Genomic DNA, 18,959 nt, shown 5'->3' on the forward strand with positions numbered 1-18,959 from the left:
GGATCGGCCTGTGGAACTGACTCTCCTCGGCACCGGCGCCCCCGACGGGCTGCCCCGCCCCGCCTGCCCCTGCGCCGCGTGCGCCGCGGCCCGCGGGGACCGGGCGCGCGCCGCGACCGCGCTCCTGCTGGACGGCACGCTGCTGCTCGACCTCACGCCGGGTGCGGCCTTCGCGGCCGCCCGCGCCGGGCATTCGCTCACGGGCGTGACGCAGGTCCTGCTCACCCACCCGCACGACGGCCCCGCCGTCGAACTGCCTCCGGGGCTGCCGCAGGCCGCCCGCATCCCCGACGGACGGGTGCTGTCGCTGCTCGACGGGCACCGGGTGCGGGCCGTGCCGATGGACTCCCCCGGCACGGGGTACGAGGTCACGTCCCCCGACGGCGACCGGCTCCTGTACCTCCCGCCCGGCGGCTCCCCCGCGGGTCTCACGGACGGCAGTCCCCACACGTACGACATGGTCGTCGCCGACGTGATCGGCCGGCCCGACGCGCTGGCCAGGCTGCGGGGCGCGGGCGCGATCGGCCCGACGACGGACATCGTCGCCGTACACCTCGGCCACGACGCCCCGCCCGGGCCCGAACTCGACCGGCGGCTCGCCGCGGCCGGTGCGCGGGCGGTGCCGGACGGGACGACGCTGATCGTCGGCGAGTATCACGCGGTGCCCGATCTGCCGCGCCGCACCCTGGTGTTGGGCGGTGCGCGGTCGGGGAAGTCCGTAGAGGCCGAGCGGCGGCTGGAGGCGTTCCCCGAGGTCGTGTACGTGGCCACGGGCGGGACCCGCGACGACGACCCGGAGTGGGCGGCCCGGGTGGGGCTGCACCGCGAGCGCAGGCCGGGGTCGTGGCGTACCGAGGAGACGTGCGAACTGGTGCCGCTGCTCGCGGAGGACGACGGGCCCCCGCTGCTCGTCGACTGCCTCTCGCTCTGGCTGACCGACGCGATGGACCGGGTCGGCGCCTGGGACGACGCCACGTGGGCCGCCGACGGGGAGCATGCGCTGCGGGAGCGGGTCGAGGAGCTGGTCGAGGCGGTACGGGCGACGCAGCGGACCCTGGTCGCCGTCTCCAACGAGGTCGGCAGCGGTGTCGTGCCCGCCACCGCGTCCGGCCGCCGCTTCCGCGACGAACTCGGCCGCCTCAACGCGGCGTTCGCGGCCGAGTGCGAGCACGTCCTGCTGGTCGTCGCCGGGCAGGCGCTTGCGCTGCGCGGGTGACTGTCCGCCGTGGCTGCTTGCGCCAGGGGTGCGAGCGGCTAGGGGTACTGCCATGACCATCACCGCACAAGCAGACGAGAAGGTACGTCCCGAGCTCGACGGGGTCCCCGAGACCCTGCTCTGGACCCTCTACAACCGGGCCTGCGAGGCGAGGCGCCCGGATTCGGTGCTGCACGACCCGATGGCCGTCGAGCTCCTGGACGCGCTGGACTATCCCTTCGAGGAGCGTCTGGGGGCGCCCAGCGCGCTGTTCTCGCAGGTGCAGGGGTTGCGTTCACTGACGTACGACAGAGCCGTGCAGCGGTACATCGGGCAGAACCCGGAGGCGACCGTCATCGCGCTCGGCGAGGGTCTGGAGACCAGCTTCTGGCGGGTCGACAACGGGCGGCTGAAGTGGCTCTCGGTGGAGCTGCCCGAAGGGGCCGAGCTGCGGTCGCGGCTGCTGCCCGCGCACAGCAGGGCGCGGGTGCTCCCGGGGAGCGCCACCGATCTGCGGTGGCTGGACGAGGTCGCCGATCCGTCGAAGGGCGTGATCGTCACCGCGCAGGGGCTGATGATGTATCTGCGGCCGGGCGAGGTGCGGTCCATCCTCGCGGCGTGCGCCGAGCGGTTCCCCGGCGGGGCCATGGTGCTGGACTCGATGCCGCCGTGGGTGACCCGGCTGACCCGCAAGGGCGTCGTACGGATGAAGAACCTGCCCGTGCCGGCCATGAACTGGTCGATGGCCGGGGAGCGGCGCGAGCTGCTGCGGACCGCGCACCCGGCGATCACGGAGGTGCACGCCCTGACCATGCCGCCGGGACGCGGGCTGCGGGGATCACTCATCCACCACCAGCACCGCATCCCGGTGTTCCGCTCGATCTCGCCGGCCGTGACCCAACTGGGCTTCGCGGGCTGATCAGTTGCGGCGCGCGACGATGCGGTAGGCGTTGGAGAGCGAGGTGCGGCGCGCGAAGGGCGCGATCAGCCGGTCGATTCCGTACGCGACGAGGAAGGCCGGGATCGCGAGCCTGAACAGCGTCTCGCGCAGCCGCAGCCGGCTCGCGCTCGGCGTCTTCGCGAACCACGGGGCGTTGCCGCGCGGCACCTTCTCGCCGATCCACAGGGCGAGGGCGGCGACCAGGTCGGCGGGAATGTGCGGGCTGCGGCGCTCCACCGCGACGACGGTGAAGCCGAGCTCCTCCAGGGCCCGGCGGATGTTGCGGCGCGTGATGAAGTTCAGGTGCTGCGGCTGGAACCAGCAGATCCACCAGCGGCCGAGCACGTCGCCCATCCGTGACTCCGGGTCGGGCACATCGATGACGAGGTGCCCGCCCGGGGCCAACGCCTCGTGGGCGGCGGCGAGTTCGGCGCGCGGGTCGATGGTGTGCTCCAGGTAGTGGAACATGCTGACCGCGTCGTACTGGCCGGGCATCGTGTCCGCGAGGTCGGGGAAGAAACCGCGGTGCGAGGTGTCGATGCGGCCCTCGCGCTGGGCGATCTCTACGCCGTCGCTGACGTCGAGGCCGTCGAAGACCGTGTCGGGGAGGACCTTCTTCGCCTCGACGCAGAAGTGGCCGTGTCCTGTGCCGACGTCGAGCCAGCGCTGGGGCTTGGCGAAGCGGGCCACGGAGGCGGCCCGGCCGCGGTAGGAGGTGGTGGAGCCGTTGCCGTTGAAGATCTTCGAGGTGGCTTCCTCGCCGAGGCCGTCGTAGCAGTCGCGGTAGTAGAACTCCAGGCCCTCCGGGGAGAGTTGGGGGTTCTGGAAGGAGTGGCCGCAGTCGTCGCAGCGGTCGATGACGAAGACCCCGGGCTTGTGCTGGACCAGGTCGGTGGTGCGGATGTGCTCGCTGAGGCGGGGCGAGGCGCACCAGGAGCAGGTGGTGCGGCGCGGCAGGAAGAAGCGGTCCAGGCCCTCGGCGAGGTCGGCCTGGTAGGCGGGGCGCAGGGCGGCGACCTTGCGGTGGAGGGAGGTGGTGGGGGACATCGTTCCTGCTCTCGTGTGGGCCGTGCGGGCGTTAGACAGCGAGCTTTTCCAGGTGGGCCGCGGCGGCCGCGGCGCCTCCTGCCGTACGGAAGGAGTCGCGCACCCTTATGGCCGCCTCCCGGTACTGCGGTTCGTCGAGTACGGAGTCGAGCGCGGCCCCGATGACGGCGCGGTTGCTGCGCCCGAAGCGGACCCGGACCCCGGCGCCCGCCCCGGTGACCTGGGCGGCGACCACCGGCTGGTCGTCGCGGATGGGGGCGACGACGAGGGGGACGCCGTGCCAGAGGGACTCGGCCACCGTGTTGTGACCGGAGTGGCTGATCACGGCCTGCGTCCGTTCCAGGAGCGGGAGTTGGGGGACGCGCGGGACGATCAGAAGGTCGGCGTCGTGGGCCGGGTCGAGTACGCCGCCGGGGTCGACGATGACGGTCTGGACGCGGTCCGCCCGTTCGCGTACGGCGGCCGTGCACTCGGTGAGGAAGCGGGCGCCCACGTCGGTGTTGGCCGTACCGAGGGAGACCAGGACGGTGTGCCGGTCCGGGTCGAGCCACTCCCACGGGAAGGTGTCGGCGGCGGGGCGGCGGGTGAGGGCGGGGCCCACGAAGCGGACCTGGGGTCCTGCGGCCGCTTCGCCCGTCAGGGCGGTGGTGGTGAAGGCCAGGACCAGGTCGGGCGAGAAGCGCGGGTCGTGGGTGAGGCCGGGGTCGCCGATCCGGGCGCGCAGCCCGGTGAGGAGGTCGCGGATCCACTCGTCCACCTTCGGCATCGAGGCCAGGGCGTCGGCGAATTCGGCGGAGGTGGTGGCGCTCGTCGCCCAGGGGACGCCCATGCGCTCCGCGACGAGTGCGCCGGCCAGGGTCTGCTGGTCGGCGACGACCACGTCGGGGCGGAAGTCGGTGATGGCCTCCTCGACGCCGGGGGCCATGGCCTCCGCGAGGGGTCCGAAGAACTCCTGCCAGAGGAACTGGAGGGCCGCCACTCCGCGCAGCTCGGGCGGGCGCTGGATCTCGGTCGGCGTCTCGCATGCGTAGATCTGCGCCTCGGGACCCGCCAACTCCTCGACGATGCGCGGGAGTCCGGCCCAGGCGACCCGGTGGCCGCGGGCGGTCAGCTCGGCGGCGACGGCGACCGCCGGGTTGATGTGGCCGACCAGCGGCGGCACGACGAAGAGGAAGCGGCTCACGGGGCGCCCGCCGGGGCGACCTGGCGGTGTCCTTCGCGTACCCAGTCCAGGAGCAGCTCCCCCATCGTGTCCGCGGCGCCGACCAGGACCGAGTGGCCGTGGCCCTCGACTTCGAGGACCCGGCAGCGCGGGAGGAGGTTCTGCAGCCATGGGATCAGCTCCGTCATGTCGGAGGTGGCGCCGTACACCGCGAGGACGGGGACGTCGAGGGTGCGCCAGCTGTCCTCGTCGGGGATGCGGCTGGCCGCGATGTCCTCGGGGAGGGTGGTGCCTTGGAGGAGGCGGCTCGCCCAGCGGACGAGGCGCGCCTCGTGGCGGCCGTACTTCTCCTCGATCCACGGGAGGGTGCGCTCGTCCCGCAGTTGGTACGCGGATCCGGCGAGCAGGCCGCTCATCTTCTTCGCCCAGGCGTCGGTGGCGGGCTCCGACTCGACCATCAGGACGCTCGCGACGCGGTCGGGGTGATGGAGGGCGTAGTCGAGGGCGACGGTGCCGCCGAAGGAGTTGCCGACGAGGTGGACGGGGCCCGTGATGTCCAGGTCGTCGATGAGGGCCGCCAGGTCGGCCGAGAAGTCCTCGAGGCGGTAGCCGGTGGCGGGGCGTTCGCTGCGGCCGTGGCCGCGCTGGTCGTACATGACGACGTCGTGGCCCGCGTCGGCGAACTTCGGGGCGACGGTGAAGTAGTAGCTGGACAGGTTGTCGGTGGCGATGCCGTGCACGAGGACGACGGTCGGGCCTTCGGGGGTGCCCAGGCGCTGGACGTTGAGGCGGGTCATTTCAGGCGTCCGGCGACGTAGCGGACCAGCTGGCCGACGGTGAGGCCGATGATCTCGGAGAGTTCGAGGGAGGCGAAGAAGGCGGGGAAGTCGACGCGGTCACCGTAGCGGGCGCGGAGTTCGCCGGTGAGCGTGACCAGGTCGATGGATTCCAGGTCGAGGTCCTCGACGAAGCGGGTGTCCATGGTGATGGGCTCGTCGGTGAGTTCGAGCTCGTCGAGTACGGACTGGAGGGCTTCGGTGATCTCGGCGAGGACGGCGGCCTCGGTCGTGCCGGTGGTGCTGGGACTGGTCATGTCTGGGGCTCCTGCTCCTCGGTCCAAGCGACGACGTAGGTCCTGGGCGGCAGGCCGGGAGGGTTCCCGACCTCGGTGAAGCGGATCTGGTGGGTGCGGCCGGTGGCGGTGCGGACTTCCGCCCAGTCCTGGCCGGCGCGGACGAGGGTGAAGTCGCGGGGGCGGCCCTGCATGCCCATGCCCTCCGCCTTGGCCGCGGCCTCCTTGGCGGCCCAGAAACGGGTGAGCCAGAGGGGGCCTGCGCCGAGTGAGGCGAAGAGTGCCTTCTCCGTGGGGGCGAGCACGGCGTCGTACGTCGACTCGGGGCGGTCGGTGACCTCCTCGATGTCGATGCCGACGGGGCGCGTGGGGTGCGTCAGGGCGACGGCCGCCTCCTGGCAGTGCGCCAACGACAGCTCCAGGGGCGGGAGTTGACGGCCGTGCACGCCTTCGGGGCGGGGGCGTCCTGAGGCTTCGTTACGGATCCTGACCTCGGCCGGGAAGACCGGGCCCTCGCCGCCGTCCCAGAGGTGGCGGCGTACCGCGTCCTTGGCCGCGATCCGGCCGAGGAACCACTGGCGGCGGCCGCGGGGCGGGTGGGCGGCGTACTGGGCCCGCTCCTCGCCCGCGAGCTGGTTGCGCATCATCAGGTCGCGGGAGGCCGGGTCGGGCCAGCGTTCGAAGACGAGCTGCCAGCCGCCGGGGCGGGGGGTGGAGAGGGTGGTCTCCTCCGGCTTGCGGCGGGCTCCGATGGTCTCGGGCGGGGAGTCGAAGCGGCGGTCCTGCCAGCCGCGGATCTCGGCCCAGACGGTGCCGTTGTGGACGAGCTGGACGTCCGCCTCCAGGACCGTCTCGGTGAGGGCGGTGATGCGGATGTGGCAGTCGAGGTCGGTGCCGGGGGCCGGGTGCGGGCCGTGGAAGGTGGCGTGGCGGATGCCGACGGGGAAGACGACGGTGCGGTCGGTGTGGGTCGCGATCAGCCAGTAGCCGAGGAGCTGGCCCACGTTGTCGAGGAGGGCGCCGGGGGCGGGCGGGGCGGTGATCACGCCGCGGAGGTGGCGGTCGCCGAGGGCGGTGACGGAGGTGACGCCGCGGAAGAGGGGGCCGTGGAACATCCACCGCTCGTCGTACATCTGCCGGGCGGTGACCGTGGGGGCGGTCTCGGGGGCGTCCGGGGTCCAGGGGGCGGGGGGCGGGGCGTAGCCGGGGGCGGTCTCGATCTCGGCGCGGGCGAACCGGCCGAACTCGACGCTGTGGCGGTCCCCTTGGGTGGTGGTCACCACGTCGACGTCGGTCGCGGGCTCGGCGACGACCCATTCCTGGAAGCGGGCCTGGTGGACGGCGACGGGGGTGCCGTGGGCCGCGACGCCGTCCATCATCAGCTGGACGATGGTCGTGGCGGGGACGATGGGCCACCGGTCGGCGATGTCGGGCCAGTCGGGGCGCTGCGCGAAGAAACAGTGGTCGCGGAGGTGGGGCATGGTCGCGACGGAGACGTGGAGGGGGGCGGGGGTGGGGGGCGCCACGGGGGCCGGTGCGGGGGGTGTCGGCGCGGGGGTTGTCGGCGCGGGGGCCGCGAGTGTGGCGGTACGCGCCGGAGCCGCGGCCCGGGGCCCGGCCGGTACACCCGTACGGTGCGCGGCGAAGAGGGCGGCCGCGGTGGCCGCGGTCTCGCCGAGCAGGGCGTCGAGTTCGGCGGCGGCGGGGATCGTGGCTGCGAGGGGCGCGAGCTGTGACGTACCGCCGCCGTGGCCGGCCGCGCCGCGGATCGTGACGCGGAGGCGGTCGCGGGTGGCGGGGTCCAGGGTGACGGGTCCGGCGCGGAGGTCGAGCCGGACGGCCCGGGTGGCGGGGGGCTTGTGCCCGGCGTCGACTCCTGCCGTGGCCGGGGAGCCCGGGGCCTGCTGCACGGCGTGCACGGGGTGCGCCTCGGAATTGCCGGGGGCCGGTCGTACGTTGCCGCGGCGCGGGTCGCCGACGGCATACCGGCCTGCGGCAACGTGGGCGCCCTTCGCCGGGGTATCCGTGGCGGCTCGGGCGGCAGGTCGTGCCGCTGTCGCCGGGGCCAGGGCCCCGAAGTCCGGCTCCGCACCGTTGGCCCAGAGGCCCGCCGCCGTGCGCCTCAGCTGCGCCATCCCTTCGTGGCGTGGGGAGTTGGCGCTGATCGCCAGGTGGTCGTGGCCGTCCAGGGTGTCGCCGACCAGGGCCGGGAGCTGGCCCGTGCCGAGCTGGACGAAGGCGCGGAAGCCGGCGTCGTACAGCGACTGCGTGAGCCTGCGGAAGCGGACGGGCTCCAGGAGGTGGCGTACGAACAACTCGTGCACCCCCTCCGCGTCCTCGGGGAACGGGGCCGCCGTCGTGCCCGACCAGACCGGGACCGTGGCCCGGTGCAGGGTGAAGCGGGCCGTGGCCTCCTCGATCGGGCCGAGGTACGGGGCCAGCATCGGGGTGTGGAAGCCGGACTCGAAGGGCAGCACCTGGCCCAGGACGCCCTCGGTACGGAGGTGCTCGGCGAGCGCCTCGACCTGGTCGTGCGGGCCGCAGGCGACCGACTGGCGCGGGGCGTTGTCGTGGGACAGCACCACGCCTGGGAAGCGCGGGAGCGCTGCCTCGACCTGCGCGGCGGGGGCCCCGAAGGCGGCGAAGGCGAGGCCGGGGACGCGCAGGATCTCGGGGTCGAAGTCGGCGAGGAAGGCGTCGACCTCGTCGGCGGCGTACATCCCGCCGTCGGCCATCGCGGTCCACTCCCCCACGCTGTGGCCGGCGACCGCGTCGGGCGTGACGCCGATGCGGCGCAGGGCGGCGGCGAGGAGGCGCCCGACACCGACGACGGCGGCCCCGTGCTCGGCGACGTCGCCGACGCGGGCGTCCTGCCAGTCGGGGACGGGGAGCCCGAAGTGGCGTGCGACGTCGGCGACTTGGGGTGCGAACTCGGCTTCGAGCCCGGGGAAGAGGAATACGGTGCGCCCACCGCCGGCCGCCCCGAGCAGCGGCTCGGGAGCGAACCAGACATCACTGCGCCCACCCCAGGCCCGCCCGCGCGCGACGGCTTTACGGGCGAGGGCGATCCGCTTGGGGGTGGGGTCGGCGATGGAGAGGCGGGCGGTTCCGGGACCGGGCGCCCCGGCCGTACGGAGTGAGGCGTCGTCGGCGTCGAGCAGCGCGGCGAGGTCGCCGGGGCTGTCGGCGGCGAGGCGCAACAGCTGGTCCGGCTCGGTGACTTGGGCGACGGGGGCCGGTAGCGCAGCCTTACCAAGAACGGTGAGCCCTTCGGCGCCCGCCCCGTCGCGTGCGGGGCCCGCGCCGAAGGGTGCGGCGGCGACGGCCGCGAGGAGCGGGCCGTCGAGCCGGGCGAGCGGGGCCGGCTCCGATGCACCGGCCTCCGGCGCCGAACCGGCGGCTGCGGTGGAAGGCTGCACGGGGTCCTCTCCGCCTGGCGCGCCGCCCGGCTGTACGGCGCCGCCTTCGGCTGCCGACCCCGTCACCGTCAGGTCCGCGGCCGAGTCGCGCAGCCCGTCGCGACGGGTCGCGCCCGAGGGTGCAGGCAGCGGGGCCTCCTCGATCACCACGTGGGCGTTGATGCCGCCGAAGCCGAACGCGTTCACCGCCGCCCGGCGTGCCTGCGTACCCTCCTCCCACGGTCTCGCCGCTCCCGTCGGGCGGAACCTCGTCTCCAGCAGCGCCGGGTGCGGGTCCTCGCAGTGCAGTGTGGGGAGCAGGACCCTGCGGTGGACCGCCAGAGCCGCCTTGATCAGGCCCGCGATGCCCGCCGCCGGCATCGTGTGGCCGATCATCGACTTGACCGATCCGATCACCGCGTCGGGGGTCCCCCGGCCGCCGAACACCTCGGCCAGCGTGGCCATTTCGGCCCCGTCGCCATTCGGCGTGCCCGTGCCGTGCGCCTCCAGGAGGCCCAGCGCTCCGGGGGCCGTCGGGTCGAGGCCCGCCGCCTCCCAGGCCAGGCGGACCGCGCGCGCCTGGCCGCCCGGGTCCGGGTTGACCAGGGACGCCGCTCGGCCGTCGCCGGCCACGCCCGTGCCTCGTACGACCGCGTAGATGCGGTCCCCCGCCCGCTGCGCGTCCGCGAGGCGCTTGAGGACGATCACGCCCGTGCCCTCGCCCATCAGCACCCCGTCCGCGTCCTTGTGGAAGGGGCGGATGCGCTGGGACGGGGACAGTGCGCGGAGCTGCGCGAAGACCGACCAGAGCGTGACGTCGTGGCAGTGGTGGACGCCGCCCGCGAGCATCACGTCGCAGCGGCCCGCCGCCAGTTCGGCGACCGCCTGGTCGACGGCGACGAGCGACGACGCGCAGGCCGCGTCGACCGTGTACGCGGGGCCGCGCAGGTCCAGGCGGTTGGCGATGCGCGATGCGGCGAAGTTCGGGACCAGGCCGATGACCGCCTCGGGGGACGTCGGGCCGAGCGCGTCCGTGAAGGCCGTACGGACTTCTTCCAGGCGCGCGGCATCCAGGTCCGGCATCAACTCCCGTAGGGTGCGCACCAGTTGGTAGGAGGTGCGCACTCTCTGGTCCAGGCGCGCCATTCCCGCCGTCAGGTAGCCGCCCCGGCCCAGTACGACACCCACCCGCGACGGGTCCGGCAGCGCACCGCCCGCGTCCGCGATCGCCGCAGCCGCGGTGCGCAGCGCGATCAGCTGGTCCGGTTCGGTGGTCGGCACCGAGCCCGGCATGATTCCGTACGCCGTCGGGTCGAAGTCCGCCAGGTCGTCGACGAAGCCGCCGCGCCGGCAGTAGATCCCGTCGGGGCGCGCGCCATCGGGGTCGTACAGCGTCTCGTCGTCCCAACGCCCCTGCGGCACCTCGGAGATGGAGTCGGTGCCTTCGACCAGGTTGCGCCAGTACGTGTCGAGGTCGCCCGCGCCGGGAAGGGTCACCGCCATCCCGACGATGGCGACCGGTTCCTGTCGGTTCATGTCACCACTCCGACGCGGTGTAGACGACCTCGTCGGTCTCCGCGTCGCCCCAGGCCAGCTCGCGCAGGAGCGCCATCACGCCCTCCTCCGGGTCGATCAGCTCGATCCCGCGCCGTGCGTACTCGCGGCCGAGTTCGGGGCTGACCATCCCGCCGTGCGCGCCGGTCGGGGCCCATGGGCCCCAGTGGACGGTCAGGGCCCTCGATCCGGTCCGGGCGCCCCACTGCCTGCCGAGGCCGGCGAGCGCGTCGTTGGCCGCCGCGTAGTCGATCTGGCCGCGGTTGCCGAAGACGGCGGAGATGGAGCCGAACAGGACGGCGAAGGCGGGCGGTTCGGGGAGCTTGTGCACCGCGCTGAGCAGCGCCTGGGCGCCGTCGACCTTCGTCCCGTAGACCCGGTTGAAGGAGTCCGCGTCCTTCTCGGCGAGCAGCCGGTCCTCGATGACCCCGGCCGCGTGCACGATGCCGTCGATCCGGCCGAAGGCGGCGTACGTGTCCTTGACCGCCTGCTGCACCGCCTCCGCGTCCCGCAGGTCCACCGCGCGGTAGCCCGCCCGGCCGCCCGCGGCCCGGATCTCGTCCAGGGTCGCGGCGACCTCGCGGCCGGCGAGGATACGGCTCGCCTCGCGGTCGATCTCGGCGGGGCGAAGCCCGTCGCGGCGGGCGGCGAGTGCGGCGCGCAGGGCGGCCTTGTCGGGGGCGGCGGCGGTGTCCGGGGACTCCGGACCCTCGGGTGCTTCCGTACGGCCGAGGAGCTCGACGCGGCAGCGCGCGGCGCCCGCGAGCGCGACCGCGAACCGGGCGGTGATCCCGCGCGCCCCGCCCGCGAGCACCACCACCGACTCGGGGCCGAGGCCGAGGACGGCGGCTTCGGCGGCCCCGTCCCCGGCGGGTCCGGCGCCACCGGTGGCCAGGAGTCCGAGGCTGGTCTCGTGGGGCTCGATGCCGTGGCGGGCGCCTCCGGACTCCGTACGCAACACGACCGGTTCGCGGTCGGCGGCGAGGAGTTCGCCGACCAGCTCGTCGGCGAGGACGGCGGCGGGGCGGGCGGTGTCGAGGGTGACGGCGCGGGCGATGGTGTCCGGGTACTCGCGTGCGACCGTACGGAAGAAACCGCTCAGCCCGTCGGCGCGGGCGGCCCCGGCGGCGGGCCTGGCGCAGAGCAGCCAGCGGGGTGCGCGGCGCAGGACGGTCTTGAACAGGGGGAATTCGGCGGGCAGTACGGGGTCGCCGGTGGCGAGCGCGGCGAGGTGCACGACGCCGTCGAGCGGGCCTGCGTGCCCTTCGAGGTCGCCCCCGGAGCGGGCGGCGGTGGCGCCGAGCTCCTGGAGGCGGGAGACGAGGGCCTGGGCGACGGGGGTGCCCTCGCCGAGGACGAGGAAGTGCCGCCCGGCGAGGGCGCCGGGGCCCGTGGCCGGGGCGGGGTCGAGGGGGACGGTCCGCAGGACGTACCGCTTGGGGGCGGAGCCGGTGAGGGGGGCGGCGGGCTCGGCGGGGGCGGCGGCGTGGCCCTGTCCGTCGGCCGGGGTCACGTGCGCTCCGGCGGGCGAGGCTGCGCCCGCCGGGGAGACAGCACCTGCGAACGTCGCTGCACCGGGCGACGCGGCGATCGGCGCAACGTGCGCTGCCTGCGCACCAACGGCGAAGGCCGGGGCAGCGGCTGCAGGGTCGGCTCCTACTCCTGCTCCTGCTCCTGCTCCTGCTCCTGCTCCTGCTCCTGCTCCTGCTCCTGCTCCTGTCGAGGTTCCGGCTCCAGCCGGGACCGTGGCAGCGGCTCCTGCCCCGGTCGGGGGCGCGGCCCCGGAGCCTCCGCCGATCCTGGCCTGCAGCCAGTCCGCGATCGCCGCCGCCGTGCGGGCCCGTGTCAGCTCCTCCAGCTCCGCGTCCGGCAGCGACCGCAGGTCCATGCCGGTGTCGCCGAGGCGCTTGCCCAACTCCCCAGCAATTTCAGTCCTCTTGATGGAGTCGACGCTCAGATCCGCTTCCAGGTCCAGATCCGGCTCGATCATCTCCACGGGGTAGCCCGTACGCTCGCTGATCACCGCCAGCACCACCTGCAGCACATCCACCTGCTCGGCGGCGGCAGGAGCAGGGGCGGGAGCAGCGGGCTCCCCGCCGCCGCCCACCCGCGGCGCCAGCCACTGCGCGATCGCCGCCGCCGTGCGCGCCCGCGTCAGCTCCTCCAGCTCCGCGTCCGGCAGCGACCGCAGGTCCATCCCGCTCCCGCCCAGCCGCTTGCCCAACTCCCCAGCAATCTCAGTCCTCTTGATCGAGTCGACGCTCAGATCCGCTTCCAGGTCCAGATCCGGCTCGATCATCTCCACCGGGTAACCCGTACGCTCACTGATCACCGCCAGCACCACCTGCAGCACATCCACCTGCTCGGCGACAGCCACCGGGGCCTCGGCCACGGCCTCGACCATCGGCTCGGGCGCCGCGACCGCCACCGGCGTCACGACAGGCGCAGCCACCGTCCCCGCCGCCGCCCCGAAGTACGTCATCAGCACGTCCCGCTGCGCCGCGACCATCTCGCGGCTCGTGCGCAGGAACTCGTTGAGCAGGGCGTCCGCGTCGGACACTGTCGTCTCCCGATCCTGGTTCAGGTTGAGTTCGATCCGCCGGGCCGGCTGCAGCGCCCCCTCCAGCAGGCCGCCCTCCGCCGTACGGACGAGCTGGCCGTCGACCGTCCAGCCGGGCTTCCTCGGTGCGGAGGCCGGGTCGGCCACCACCGCGTCGCGCCCCGCGAAGAGGCGGGCCGTAGCGACCGGGACACCCGCCGCCGCCAGCCGCGCGAGGGCCTCCAGATGGCCGCGCAGACCGGCGTCGGGGCGGGGCTCGAAGGCGATGGCGTGGTGCGGGCGGTCGCCGAGGATCTTGCCGACCAGCCCCGTCAGGACCGTCCCCGGGCCCGCCTCGACGAAGACGCGCGCCCCCGCCTCGTACATCGCCTCGATCTGCTCGGCGAAGCGTACGGGCGAGCCGATCTGCTCGGCGAGGTGGCCGCGTACCGCACCCGAGTCCGCCGGATAGCGGGCCGCCGTGAGGTTCGCCCAGACCGGGAATTCGGGCGTACGCACCGGGTGCAGCGCCAGCGCCTCGGCGAAGCGGTCGCCGGCCGCCGCGACGACCGGGCTGTGGAAGGCGCAGGCCACAGGGAGCCTCGTTGCCGTCAGGCCCGCCTCGGCGAGCGCCGCGACCGCCTGCTCGACCGCCGCCGTGGGGCCCGAAATCACCGTCTGGGAGGGCGCGTTGCGGTTGGCGGCGACCACCCGGCCCGCCAGGCCGGCCGTGCCGAGGACCTTCTCGACCTCGGCCGCGCCCGCTCCGACGGCGGCCATCGTGCCGGGGTCGTCGCCCGCGGCGGCGAGGATCGCCTCCGCGCGCCGGACGCTGAGGTCGAGGAGCGCCTCGGGGGTCATCGCCCCGGCCGCACACAGCGCGGTCAGCTCGCCGTAGGAATGACCGGCGGCCATGTCGGGGCGGACACCGAGCGAGGTGAGCACGTCGTACGCGGCCAACGACACGGCGCCCAGGGCGGGTTGGGCCCGGCGCGTGTCGGTGAGCCGGGCGCGCTGGGCCTCCCTGGCCTCCGCGGTGAAGGCGGTGGGCGGGAAGATCGCGTCGACAGGCGCGTTCTCCAGGTGGCGCTGTGTCTCGGGGAAGGCGGCGAAGAGGTCGGCCAGCATTCCGGGGCGCTGGCTGCCCTGCCCGGGGAAGAGGAACGCGGTCTCCCCGGACACGTCGGTCCCGGCCAGGAAGACCCCGGGGGCGGACTCGCCCGCGATCAACGCCCGCAGCAGCACAGGGAGTTCATCAACAGAAGAGGCGACAACCGCACCCGTCACCGCCCCGCCCGACTCGGCCCGCCGCGCCGCCGTCAGCGCGAGGTCACGCAGCCGCCAGGCGCCCGTACCGCACACGCGCAGCAGCTCCTCGGCCGCCGCCGTGCCCCGGAAGACGAAGAGCTCGGCGGGCCAGGCGTCCGCGCCGTGGCGCGGGGGCGCCCCGCCGTCGTACGCCTTCAGCACCACATGGAAGTTCGTCCCGCCGAAGCCGAAGGCGCTGACGCCCGCGATGCGGCGCTCGGCCGGTTCGGCCCACGGGAGCGCCTTGTCGTGGAAGGCGAAGGGGCTGGACGCCGCTTCCCACGCCGGGTTCGGCTGCTTCATGTGGAGCGTCGGCGGCCGTACGCCGGTGTGGAGCGCGAGGGCGGTCTTGATCAGTCCGGCCAGGCCCGCCGCGCACTTGGTGTGCCCGATCTGGGACTTCACGGAGCCGATGACGCAGCCGCCGGGCTCGGCCCCGTGCTCCTCGAACACCGTGGAGAGCGTGGCGAGTTCGGTACGGTCGCCGACCACCGTCCCCGTCCCGTGCGCCTCGACGAGACCGACTTCCGACGGTGCGATACGGGCCTGCGCGTACGCCCGCTCGACCGCCGCCCGCTGCCCTTCGGGCCTGGGTGCGGTCAGCCCGAGCGAGCGCCCATCGCTGGCGCTGCCGACGCCCTTGATGACGGCGTACACACGGTCGCCGTCCCGTTCCGCATCGCTCAGCCGCTTCAGGACCACACACGCGACGCCCTCCCCCAGCGCGATCCCGTCGGCCTCCGCGTCGAAGGGCCGGCAGCGGCCGGTCTTGGAGAGGGCGTGGACGGAGGAGAAGAGGAGGTAGTCGTTGATGCCGTTGTGCAGGTCGGCGCCGCCGCAGAGCGCGACGTCCGCGGAGCCCGTCACCAGCTCCTTGCAGGCGACGTCGACGGCGGTCAGCGAGGAGGCGCAGGCCGCGTCGACCGTGTAGTTGGCGCCGCCGAGGTCGAGGCGGTTGGCGATGCGCCCCGAGATGACGTTGGAGAGCATCCCGGGGAAGGAGTCCTCGGTCAGGGTGGGGAGCTGAGCGTCGAGCTCCTCGGGGAGGTGGCCGAGGTAGGCGGGGAGCGTGGTGCGCAGGGTCGTCGCGTTGGCCGCGTCGCTGCCCGCCTCCGCGCCGAAGACGACGCAGGTGCGGTCGCGCGGGAAGGCCTTCTTCGCGTACCCGGCGTCGGCGAGCGCCCGCCGTGCCGCCTCCAGGGCGAGGAGCTGTACGGGTTCGATGGAGCTGAGGGAGGCCGGGGGGATGCCGTAGCTCAGCGGGTCGAAGGGGATCTCGGGGAGGAAGCCGCCCCACTTGGACGCCGAGACGTCCGGGGTCTTCGCGTCCTCGCCGTAGTAGACGGAGGGGTCCCAGCGTCCGGCCGGGACCTCCTTCACCGCGTCGACGCCGCCGAGGACGTTGGCCCAGAAGGCGGGCAGATCGGGCGAGTCGGGGAACATGCAGGCCATGCCGACGACCGCGATGTCCAGTTCGTCGGGGATCCGCGGCGCCTCCACCGGCGCCGCCGGAGCGGCCAGCTCGGCGGCCCGCCGCTCGTAGAACTCCGCGGCGCCCGGGCCGACGCCCCGGTGCAGGGACGCGATCGTCGTGGTCGCGTTCCGCAGCACGGCGACCTCGCCGGCCATGAACATGCCCTCGTCCAGCTGGCGCTGTTCGTCCACGTCGAGGAGTTCGTCGCCGACCCGCTCGATGCCCTTGGACGCGATCCGCAGCCGCCCGACGTTGAGCCGCTCCAGTTCCTCCCAGGCCTGCCGGTCGGGAACGCCCTGCTCGCGCAGTTCGTTCTTGAGCTGCTGGTACTGGTCGCTGAAGGGGCTCGGCACGCAGCGCGTCGCATGCCCGGGCGCGGTCTGCAGCAGCGCCGTGCCCTGCGCGTTGATGACCCGGCGCTGGAAGAGTGGCTGGATCGCCCCGCAGCGGACGGCCTCCTCGGTGAAGAGGTACGCCGTCCCCATCAGCACGCCCACCGCGACCCCGCGCGCGGCGAGTCCGGCGGAGAGCGCGGCGACCATCGCGGCGGAGCGTTCGTCGTGGATCCCGCCCGCGTACAGCACCTCGACCGTCTGGGGGTCGATGCGGTCGGCCTCGGCGTCGAGGAAGTCCTCCAGTACGGCGAGCTGCGCCTCCCAGAGCGGGAAGCTGTTGCGCGGCCCGATGTGCCCGCCGCACTCGGCGCCCTCGAAGACGAACCGGCGTGCGCCCGCGGCCAGGAACTGCCCGAGCAGCCCGGGCGAGGGCACATGCAGGAAGGTCTTGATCCCGTCGGCTTCGAGAGCGGAGGCCTGCGAGGGCCGGCCGCCCGCGATGATGACGTGCGAGGGCCGCAGCTCTCGTACGGCGTCGAGCTGGGCCGTCCGTACGTCCTCGGGCGCGAAGCCCAGCACGCCCACACCCCACGGCCGCTCCCCCAGCGCCGCCCGCGTCTGTTCCAGTACGGCCCGGGTCTGCGAGGCCCCGGCCAGCGCGAGCGCGATGAACGGCAGCCCGCCGCCCTCCGCGACGGCCGCAGCGAACCGCGCCTGGTCGCTGACCCGGGTCATCGGCCCCTGCGCGACGGGCAGCGCGGTGCCGAGCGCCCGGGCCATCGGGGACCCCTCGCGAAGGGCGTCGGGGGCCTGAGCAGTACGTACGGCCTGCTCGATCCCCTCCCGCACCGCGGCGACGGCGGCCGCCGCAGTCCCGTACTTCGCGGCGAACCGCGCCGCCAGAAACGCGTCCTGGCCGACCGGCAGCAGATGTTCGCGCAGCTCGGCGGGGACCCCGGGCCTGCGCCGGTCGAGGACCCGCTGCCCGCCGACGATCACCGTCTCGGAGCCGTCCATGGTCCGCAGTACGGAGGCGAGCGCCCCCGGCAGTTCCGCCTCTTCCACGAGCGCCAGCTGTACGTCGAGGACCACACCCGCGGCGCCCGCGAGGACCGCGGCCGCCGCCGTGTTGGGGCCGATGCCTCCGCACGCCCACACCGGGACGGTCACGTCCGCGTCCGCCAGGACCTTCTGCAGCAGCACGTACGTCGACAGCTCCCCGGCGGGACCGCCGCACTCGCTGCCGCGCACGACGACCCCGGCCGCCCCGTCCCGCACCGCGGCCCGCGCCTCCTGCGCGGAGCGCACCTCGGCGAGCACCTCGGGAGCCTGTACGTGGCCGATCCGCCAGGGGGCGTCGGGCGCGAGCAGCACCGTGTGCGGCCCGGTGCCGTCCGGGGCGTTGAGCTCGTCGGGGTGAAGCGTGCACTCCGCGGTGATCCGGACGCCGAAGGCGCCCGGCGCCCACTGCCGGGCGAGCGCCAGGGCCTCGCGGGCGGGGCGGCCGCCCGCGCCGAGGTCGAGCACACCGAGTCCGCCTGCGCGGCTGACAGCGGCGGCGAGCCTGGCGTTGGGGCGGTGGAAGGGACTGACGCCGATGACGGTGTGCGTCACAGGAGAGGCTCCATCTCTGCGGATCTCTGCGGGCGGGAGACTGCAATACGACAATCCGATACAAAGGGGAACGTAAGGCACCATCCCCGAGCCTGCAATTACTCCCCGCACACGAATCGGTCACTTGGCGTAACTGCACCCCGATTCCCCCTGATGTCCCGTCAGGAGGGCTGCCGGTACTGTTCGGCGAATGAGCGCGCTGAATCTCGACGACTTCTCCGATCTGATCGAACGCCCCGACAGCGGCGTACGGCGTGACGCCGAGGAACGCCGGGAGCGGATGGCCGTTCCCCCCGGTGCGCTCGGCCGCCTCGACGAGCTCGGCGAGTGGCTCGCGGTCGCCCAGGCCAGCGCTCCGGTCAGGCCCCTCGCCCAGCCCCGCGTGGTGCTGTTCGCGGGCGACCACGGGGTCGCGGGACTCGACGTCTCGGCCCGGGCCGCCGGGAGCGCGCACGAACTCGTACGGTCCGTACTGGAGGGCGCCAGCCCCGTCTCGGTGCTGGCACGGCGTCTCGACGTACCGGTCCGGATCATCGACGCGGGCCTGGACTGCGACCCCGAACTGCTGCCCGAGGACGTCGTACGCCACCGGGTGCGGCGCGGCAGCGGCCGGATCGACATCGAGAACGCCCTCACCCTCGAGGAGGCCGAGCAGGCCGTCCGGCTCGGCATGAAGATCGCCGACGAGGAGGCCGACTCCGGCACCGACCTCGTCGTACTCGGCGATCTGAGCGTCGGCGGCACCACCGCGGCCGCCACCCTGATCGCGGCCCTCTGCGGTACGGACGCCTCGGTGGTCACCGGACGCGGCGGCGCCCCCATCGACGACCTGGCCTGGATGCGCAAGTGCGCGGCCGTACGGGACGCCCTGCGCCGGGCCCGCCCGGTCCTCGGCGACCTCCTGGAGCTCCTCGCCACGGTCGGCGGCGCGGACCTGGCCGCGATCACCGGTTTCCTGCTGCAGAGCTCGGTGCGCCGGATGCCGGTGATCCTGGACGGGGTCGTCTCCTCGGCCTGCGCCCTGGTCGCCCAGCGGGCCGCCTTCCGCTCCCCCGACGCCTGGCTCGCGGGCCAGCTGACCGGCGAGCCCGCCCAGGCGAAGGCCCTGGACCGGATGGCGCTCAACCCCCTGCTCGACCACGGCGTCACTGTGGGAGAAGGAGCCGGGGCACTGCTCGCACTTCCGCTCGTCCAAGCCGCCGCCGCACTGGCGGCCGAGCTGCCCGAGCGCGCGGAGGAAAAGACGGTCTGACACCGCACCTCACGGCCGGCGGGACACCACCGGCCGCGAGGTGGGACCGCCATGAAGCGCAATGCCCCA

9 protein-coding genes are annotated in these 18,959 nt (G+C 74.2%); 3 read left to right on the forward strand and 6 right to left on the reverse strand.

The window, feature by feature from the left end; all coding sequences use genetic code 11:
- Positions 1 to 10: 10 nt before the first annotated feature.
- Together OG707_RS08875 and OG707_RS08880 are read left to right on the forward strand one after the other, a co-directional pair.
- The gene (locus tag OG707_RS08875; protein ID WP_329116181.1) at positions 11 to 1,216 is read left to right on the forward strand and encodes a bifunctional adenosylcobinamide kinase/adenosylcobinamide-phosphate guanylyltransferase; all 1,206 of its coding nucleotides are present in this window, start codon (positions 11 to 13) and stop codon (positions 1,214 to 1,216) included.
- 52 nt (positions 1,217 to 1,268) lie between these two features.
- Positions 1,269 to 2,114, forward strand: a complete 846-nt coding sequence (locus tag OG707_RS08880) for a class I SAM-dependent methyltransferase (protein WP_329116183.1) — start codon at positions 1,269 to 1,271, stop codon at positions 2,112 to 2,114.
- Here OG707_RS08880 and OG707_RS08885 read toward each other — a convergent pair whose 3' ends face one another.
- The 6 genes from OG707_RS08885 to OG707_RS08910 are packed head-to-tail and all read right to left on the reverse strand — an operon-like array spanning position 2,115 to position 17,722.
- Positions 2,115 to 3,182 carry a class I SAM-dependent methyltransferase gene (locus OG707_RS08885; protein ID WP_329116185.1) on the reverse strand — a complete coding sequence of 356 codons (1,068 nt, stop codon included), beginning with the start codon at positions 3,180 to 3,182 and terminating at the stop codon, positions 2,115 to 2,117. It lies immediately after the preceding gene.
- 31 nt (positions 3,183 to 3,213) lie between these two features.
- On the reverse strand, positions 3,214 to 4,365 hold the full coding sequence (locus tag OG707_RS08890) for a glycosyltransferase (RefSeq protein ID WP_329116187.1): 1,152 nt from the start codon (positions 4,363 to 4,365) through the stop codon (positions 3,214 to 3,216).
- Complete coding sequence (locus OG707_RS08895) at positions 4,362 to 5,141, reverse strand: alpha/beta fold hydrolase (protein ID WP_329116189.1); 780 nt, start codon at positions 5,139 to 5,141, stop codon at positions 4,362 to 4,364. The genes OG707_RS08890 and OG707_RS08895 overlap by 4 nt, the downstream gene beginning before the upstream one ends.
- Positions 5,138 to 5,437, reverse strand: a complete 300-nt coding sequence (locus tag OG707_RS08900) for an acyl carrier protein (RefSeq protein WP_329116191.1) — start codon at positions 5,435 to 5,437, stop codon at positions 5,138 to 5,140. Before OG707_RS08900 ends, OG707_RS08895 begins: the two co-directional genes overlap by 4 nt.
- Positions 5,434 to 10,350 carry a polyketide synthase gene (locus OG707_RS08905; RefSeq protein WP_329116193.1) on the reverse strand — a complete coding sequence of 1,639 codons (4,917 nt, stop codon included), beginning with the start codon at positions 10,348 to 10,350 and terminating at the stop codon, positions 5,434 to 5,436. Before OG707_RS08905 ends, OG707_RS08900 begins: the two co-directional genes overlap by 4 nt.
- Before the next feature lies 1 nt (position 10,351).
- Positions 10,352 to 17,722 (reverse strand): SDR family oxidoreductase, encoded by a 7,371-nt coding sequence (locus OG707_RS08910; RefSeq protein ID WP_443071293.1) that lies wholly within the window; start codon positions 17,720 to 17,722, stop codon positions 10,352 to 10,354.
- Between the two features lie 115 nt (positions 17,723 to 17,837).
- Between OG707_RS08910 and OG707_RS08915 the strand changes: the two genes are divergently transcribed.
- Entirely contained in the window at positions 17,838 to 18,890 is a 1,053-nt protein-coding gene (locus OG707_RS08915; protein WP_329127680.1) for a nicotinate-nucleotide--dimethylbenzimidazole phosphoribosyltransferase, read from the forward strand.
- Positions 18,891 to 18,959: the final 69 nt, after the last annotated feature.

The organism is Streptomyces sp. NBC_01465 (assembly GCF_036227325.1).
GTDB lineage: Bacteria > Actinomycetota > Actinomycetes > Streptomycetales > Streptomycetaceae > Streptomyces.